The sequence below is a fragment of the Streptomyces novaecaesareae genome (genome assembly GCF_000716875.1).
In the GTDB taxonomy this organism is placed as follows: domain Bacteria; phylum Actinomycetota; class Actinomycetes; order Streptomycetales; family Streptomycetaceae; genus Kitasatospora; species Kitasatospora novaecaesareae.
In genome coordinates, this window is the sequence record NZ_JNWQ01000187.1 from 1 (window position 1) to 2,044 (window position 2,044).

Genomic DNA, 2,044 nt, shown 5'->3' on the forward strand with positions numbered 1-2,044 from the left:
CATCGGGGTACTTACGTGGTGCTGGCACTGCAGGTGGTTCTCCTTACGCCTGGATCGTAACCCAGGCTTCAAGGACTCCACGAAGATCAGTGCAGCTCAGAGCGTCTCGCAACCTTCCATGGGTGCCCACCCGGCATCTCCGCTGGCCGTCATGGCCAGAAAAGGCCGCGCGCGAATAATTCACCCTGCCGAGCAGTCAGTTGAACTTATGATCAAGGCAGGTTTGTGGCAGAACGGGGAGAGATACCCGGCTCGCTCAGATATGCAGCACGTCCCTCGGGCGCGAGGTTCGCCAGGGCGGGAAGAGTTGGCCCATCGACCTGCCAGTGGGAACGCCCCAGCACGCAGAAGTGCCTCCAGGGGCTGGCATCAGGTGAGTTGATCAGCCATTGCGGCTTCGGCTGGTCGCGAGCAGGGCCAACTGCACAGCGACCATGGGAAAGCCCGAGCCGCGCAAGCCGTCGCCTGCTGCTGGGTCGACCAACATATCCGCCTCGCCGCCCCCGTTGGCGCCCTTCTCCTTGCGGACTCAAGTCGACGACTCGACTACTCCATCAGGGTGAATTATTCGCGTGCGGCCTGTTCTGGCTACGGGGATGGTGCGTTACTGCTGACATTCGACCCGGTGGGCCGCCCATCCCTTCCCGGGGGACAGGCCGTTGCCTGTTCTGGCCATGACGGCCAGCGGAGATGCCGGGTGGGCACCCTTGGAAGGTTGCGAGACGCTCTTGTTGACGCCCTCTATCTGACGGAACGTCAACTATCTTCTCGGGCGCCCCACCCCGATCAGACCTGGATCAAGGGGTGTGTCATGGCCAAGAGTTTTCAGTCGAAGTGGCGTCAGCTATTGGGCCTCGGAAGGCCCAAGCAGAGTGCGGATGTGACGCCGCTGGATCCGACGGTGACGGTGGGCAGCTTCCCGACCGGGGTGGCGATCACGCCCGACGGACTGCACGCGTACGTGACCAACGAGGGCGACAACACGGTCAGTGTGATCGACACCGCGACCAACACCGTCGTGGCCACCATCGCTGTGGGCACCGGGCCGTTCGATGTGGCGATCACGCCCGACGGACTGCACGCGTACGTGACCAACGAGGGCGACAACACCGTCAGCGTGATCGACACCGCGACCAACACCGTCGTGGCCACCATCGCTGTGGGCACCGGGCCGTTCGATGTGGCTGTCACACCCGACGGACTGCACACGTACGTGACGAACAGCGGTGACAACACGGTCAGTGTGATCGACACCGCGACCAACACCGTCACCACCACGGTTGCTGTGGGTACCGGGCCGTTCGGGGTCGCGGTCAGCCCCGACGGACTGCACGCCTACGTGACCAACAACGCCGACAACACGGTCAGCGTGATCGACACCGCCACCAACACCGTCGTGGCCACCATTCCCGTGGGTGCCGCGCCCACCAGCGTCGCGGTCAGCCCCGACGGACTGCACGCCTACGTGACCAACAACGCCGACAACACGGTCAGCGTGATCGACACCGCCACCAACACCGTCGTGGCCAACAGCGCCAACACCGTCAGCGTCACCGACACCGTTCCCTTCACTTCCGCCACCGCCCTCGTCTCGGCGCCCGACCCGACGGTGTTCGGCCAGGCCAAGGTGCTGACCGCCACCGTCACCTCCGTGGACGGCATCCCCACCGGCACCGTGTCGTTCTTCGACGGCGCGACCCTGTTGGGCACTGGCACTGTCGTCGCGGGCGTGGCCACCTTTACCACCTCCACCCTCGACGTCGGCACCCACGCGCTGACCGCCGTCTACAGCGGAGACACCGCCTTCAGCGGCTCCACCTCGGCGGTGGACGCCCAGACGGTGAACACGGCCGACACCACCACGGTGTTGACGTCCCTGCCCGATCCGTCGGTGTTCGGCCAGGCCAAGGTCCTCACCGCCACCGTCACGGCGGTGGCTCCGGGTGCCGGCACCCCGACCGGCACCGTGTCGTTCTTCGACGGCATCGTTCTTGTGGGCACCGCCACCCTGGACGCCGGCGGCACGGCCACCTTCACCACCTCC

1 protein-coding gene is annotated in these 2,044 nt (G+C 65.6%); it reads left to right on the forward strand.

Features of this window, described 5'->3' with window-relative positions; translation table 11 throughout:
- Positions 1-715 precede the first annotated feature (715 nt).
- Positions 716-2,044: Ig-like domain repeat protein (locus tag OP86_RS34185; protein ID WP_209440375.1), on the forward strand; the 1,329-nt coding region annotated here is incomplete at its 3' end.